The sequence below is a fragment of the Reyranella sp. genome (assembly GCF_004296935.1).
Classification (GTDB): domain Bacteria; phylum Pseudomonadota; class Alphaproteobacteria; order Reyranellales; family Reyranellaceae; genus Reyranella.
On sequence record NZ_SCVH01000110.1, the window covers coordinates 1 to 4393 of the forward strand.

Genomic DNA, 4393 nt, shown 5'->3' on the forward strand with positions numbered 1-4393 from the left:
ACGACCAACAGCTCGCACGCCGCCAATCTCGCCCTGTTCAAGAGCCTGCCCTACGATCCGGTGAAGGATTTCGAGTGCGTGGCACTGTTCGGATTGGCGCCGTTCCTGATCGTGGCCACGCCCAACGCGCCCTTCAACAACGTCAAGGAACTGGTGGCCTACGCCAAGGCCAACCCGGGCAAGCTCTCCTACGGCGCCGGCACCAGCACCGCCACCGTCTCGGGCGAATCGTTCAACCGGATCGCCGGCATCGAGGTGCTGCGGGTACCCTACAAGAGCGCGCCGCCGGCCCTGACCGACGTCATCTCAGGCACCATCCACTACACCTTCATCGACGTCGGCACCGGCCTGCCGCATGTCCGCGGCGGGCGGCTGAAGCCGATCGTCTCGACCTCGAGCCAGCGCTCGCCCAACCTGCCCGACCTGCCGACCATGCGCGAGCAGGGCATCGAGTTCGATCTCGACGCCTGGTACGCGCTGTTCGCGCCGGCCAAGACGCCCGCGGCGATCGTCAACCGCCTCAATGCCATCGTGCGCGAGGAATACTCCAAGCCCGAGATGCAGGCCAGGATGCGCGACTTCAACGTGATCCTGAAGTTGGGCTCGCCGGCCGATCTCGCCGCCTTCCAGAAGGCCGAGATCGCCAAGTGGGCGCGCTTCGTGAAGGAGGCCGGCATCGAGCCGGAGGGCTAGCGCGAGATTGAGTCTAGGTTCGGCTCACCCTACCACCTCACCCTGAGGAGCGTCGCGCAGCGATGCGTCTCGAAGGGTGGAAGCAAGCACCCTGTTGCGTCCCATGCTTCGAGACGGCCACTACGTGGCCTCCTCAGCATGAGGTTTGTTCGTGAGATAAACCATAAGTCATCAGGCTTTAGGCGGCGCCCAGTTCTCGCGCAGATACGTGAGGCGGAAGCCGGCACGGACCATGTTGCGATAGGACGGATTGGGCGCCCGCTCGGTGTCTTCGCCGGTCTCGGTGACGACGACCCGGCACCCCGCGTCGCGCGCATCGGCGATGCGGCGTCCGAACAGGGCGCTCTGGCCGCCGCGACCGCGATGGGAAGGCAGCGTGGCGCCGAGGCCGCACCATGCCGTGTCGCCGTCGATGCGGAGTGCCGCCGCCGACACCGGCACGTCGCCATCCCAGCCGACATAGGTGCGCCAACCCGGACGTCCCGACAGCGCCACCAGCCACGGTGCCAGCATCGGCGGCATGTCGAAGCCGGCGAGGGCCACCTCGGCGAAGGCCTGTGCGTGCGCTGGCCCGGCTTCGCCGATGCGCAGACTGGTGCTGGCCTCCGGTGGGGCATCGCAACTGCGGATCATCTTGGTCCAGCGGCTGCGCAGCACCAATCCCTCGGTCGAGGCCCAGCCGGCGAACGCCGCCTCGTCCCCGGGAAGCGGCTGCAGGAAATAGTCCTCGGCGCCGCTCTCCTTGTGGCGGGCGAGAGCCGCCTTCCAGTCTTCCGGCGTGCGCCAGCCGCTGGAGCGGTTGAACATCGCCACCGGGATGCGGCTGGCGAGGGAAGTCATGGCGCCCGCCCGCTCGATGATCGACAGGCCGAGCCCGGCGGCGAGGCCGTCCGGGCAGGCGCGCATCAGGTCTGCCCAGCCCGCTGTCTCGACCCGTTCGGCGAGGAGTGAATCGCTCATCGACATGTCCATTTCCCACAGAGTTTACAACGTAAGGTAACTTGGCGCCGGGCATTTACACTGTAAAGTCACAAACATGCGATCACCCGCCAAACCCCGGCCCCGGGAACGACTGTCGCCCGACGCCATCGCGGTGGCGGCGCTGGGGCTGATCGACCGCGACGGACTCGAGATGCTGAGCATGCGCCGCCTGGGCGAGGTCCTCGGTGTCGAGGCCATGGCGCTCTATCATCATTTCCCCAGCCGGGCGGCCCTGCTCGATGCCGTCAGCGAGCGGCTGATCGGCGAGATCGACATGCCCGGAACGTCCGGCGACGTCGTTGCCTGGCTGGGTGAGGTCGTTCGCCGCTACGTCGCGCTGGCCGACAGGCATCCCGAAGCCTTCCCGCTGCTCGCCACGCGGCGCTTCAATACGGTGGCGGCTTTCGGCTTCGTCGAGCGCGTCGTGGGGAGGCTGATCGCGGCGGGCGCATCGCCGGAACTGGCGGCCGACATCTTTCGCGGCCTGGGGGCCTTCGCCAACGGGACGGCGCTCGCGGGCATCGCCGTGCGGCAATCCACCGTGGCGCCGGCGGTGCTCGACGCGTCCCACTTGCCCAATGTCGCGCGTGTCGCGCCCTGGCTCGGGCCCGAGCATGTCGAGCGGCTGTTCGCCTCGAGTCTCGGCATGTTCCTGGACGGCGTCGCATTGCGGCTGGAACGCGGCCGCGCCGCTTCCGGTCCGCGCCGCAAAGGCGGTAAGAAAGTGGGGAAGATCCGGGAGAAACGACGATGACCGGCAAGACCGCCAAAGGATCGGTGCGCATCGGTTGCCACTCGGGCTTCTGGGGCGACACCGAGACCGCTGCTGTACAACTCGTGCGCCACGGCAACGTCGACTATCTGGTGAGCGACTATCTCGCCGAGGTCACCATGTCGATCATGGCGGCGCAGAAGCTCAGGAACCCGCAGGCCGGCTACGCCGTGGATTTCGTCACGGCGGTCATGGGCCCGCTCGCCCGCGAGATCGCCGAGAAGAAAATCAAGGTCGTGACCAACGCCGGTGGCGTCAATCCGCAGGCCTGCCGCGATGCGGTGCTGAAAGCCTGCGAGGCGGCGGGCGTGAAGCTCAAGGTCGCCGTCGTGCTGGGCGACAACATCCTGCCGCGCGCCGAGGAGTTCCGCGCCGCCGGCATCCGCGAGATGGACACCGGGGCGGAGCTGCCGGCCAAAATCGTCAGCATGAACGCCTATCTCGGCGGCTTCCCGATCGCCCGCGCGCTCGCCGAAGGCGCCGACGTGGTGATCACCGGCCGCTGCGTCGATTCCGCGGTGACTCTGGGCGCGCTGATCCATGCTTTCGGCTGGACGCCCGAGGATCTCGACCCTCTCGCCGCCGGCACCCTGTGTGGCCACATCATCGAGTGCGGTGCGCAGTGCAACGGTGGCAACTTCACCGATTGGCGGCTGGTGCCGGACTACGACAACATGGGCTTTCCCATTGCCGAGGTTTCGGGCGACGGCTCTTTCGTGCTGTCCAAGCCCGAGGGCACGGGCGGGCTGATCACCCCGGCCACGGTGGCCGAGCAGATGCTCTACGAGATCGGCGATCCGCGCGCCTACATCGTGCCCGACGTCGTCTGCGACTTCACCGAAGCCCGCTACGAGCAGACAGGCAAGGACCGCGTGCGCGTGTCGGGCGCCCGAGGCCGGCCGCCGACCGACAGCTACAAGGTCTCGACGACATTTCCCGACGGCTACAAATTCAGTTCGATCTTCATGCTGGGTGGCCGGGAGGCGGCCGCGAAGGGCAGGCACAGCGCCGAATCGATCGTGAAGAAGACCCGCCGCATGTTCAAGGACAAGGGCATGGCCGACTTCCGCGACGTCAGCATCGAGGTGATCGGCGCCGAGGCGACCTATGGCCCGCATTCGCGTGCCCAGGACAGCCGTGAGGTCGTGGTCAAGATCGCGGCCAAGCACGACCAGAAGGAGGCGCTGTCGCTGCTGGGGCGCGAGATCGCGCCGATGTCGACCGGCGGCGTGGTCGGCATGACCGGCAGCTTTGGCGCTGGCCGCGCCTCGGCCTCGCCGGTGATCCGCATGTTCTCCTGCCTGGTGCCCAAGAGCCTGGTGCCGGTCACCGTCGATGTCGGCGGCCACCAGATCGCGCTGCAGGAAGGCGCCCGCAGCGGCGGTTTCAGCGCCGTGACCCTGCCGGTCGAAGCTCCGCCCGCCTCCTCGTCGTCGTCGGGCGCGACGGAAACCGTGCCGCTGATCGCGCTGGCCTACGGCCGCTCCGGCGACAAGGGCGACAATGCCAATATCGGGATCTTCGCGCGCAAGCCCGAGTACCAGCCGATCCTCGATTCCGAGGTGACGGAGGAAGCGGTGGCGAAGTACTTCGCCCACCGGATCGAGGGCAAGGTGAGCCGCTGGCGGCTGCCCGGCATCAACGGCTTCAATTTCCTGCTGCGCCAGGCGCTGGGTGGCGGCGGCATGGCCTCGCTGAAAGCCGATCCATTGGCCAAGGCCTTCGCCCAGATGCTTCTGGACATGCCGGTGAGGGTGCCGGCGGAAGTGGCCAAGAAGCTGGCGGCCTGAATTTTCCGCCGCTGGAATATAGAGTTGACATTTCAGCAGGTTTTGGCCACTATTTCTGTCAGGCTGGCGGGGATTGCGCCGGCCTTTTTCGTTCGTTCCGGCAAGACCTGCCCGCGGCCGTCCGCGGGTTCGCGCTAAAGCGCTTGGTGCAGCCGCC

At 67.5% G+C, this 4393-nt stretch carries 4 protein-coding genes; 3 read left to right on the top strand and 1 reads right to left on the bottom strand.

The annotated features are described in order from the left end of the window. On the top strand, positions 1 to 693 hold a 693-nt coding region (locus tag EPO55_RS16020; RefSeq protein WP_296337983.1), incomplete at its 5' end, for a tripartite tricarboxylate transporter substrate-binding protein. A gap of 171 nt (positions 694 to 864) precedes the next feature. Here the strand turns inward: EPO55_RS16020 and EPO55_RS16025 are convergent. Continuing rightward, entirely contained in the window at positions 865 to 1653 is a 789-nt protein-coding gene (locus tag EPO55_RS16025) for a GNAT family N-acetyltransferase (RefSeq protein ID WP_296337984.1), read from the bottom strand. A gap of 76 nt (positions 1654 to 1729) precedes the next feature. Here EPO55_RS16025 and EPO55_RS16030 point away from each other — a divergent pair, with 76 nt between their 5' ends. Further along, entirely contained in the window at positions 1730 to 2428 is a 699-nt protein-coding gene (locus tag EPO55_RS16030) for a TetR/AcrR family transcriptional regulator (protein WP_296337985.1), read from the top strand. Further along, the gene (locus tag EPO55_RS16035) at positions 2425 to 4236 is read left to right on the top strand and encodes an acyclic terpene utilization AtuA family protein (protein ID WP_296337986.1); all 1812 of its coding nucleotides are present in this window, start codon (positions 2425 to 2427) and stop codon (positions 4234 to 4236) included. Before EPO55_RS16030 ends, EPO55_RS16035 begins: the two co-directional genes overlap by 4 nt. Positions 4237 to 4393: the final 157 nt, after the last annotated feature.

Coding starts and splice junctions, on each gene's coding strand:
- EPO55_RS16025 (WP_296337984.1), bottom strand. CDS start 1,653: ATGAGCGATTCACTCCTCGCCGAACGGGTCGAGACAGCGGGCTGGGCA.
- EPO55_RS16030 (WP_296337985.1), top strand. CDS start 1,730: ATGCGATCACCCGCCAAACCCCGGCCCCGGGAACGACTGTCGCCCGAC.
- EPO55_RS16035 (WP_296337986.1), top strand. CDS start 2,425: ATGACCGGCAAGACCGCCAAAGGATCGGTGCGCATCGGTTGCCACTCG.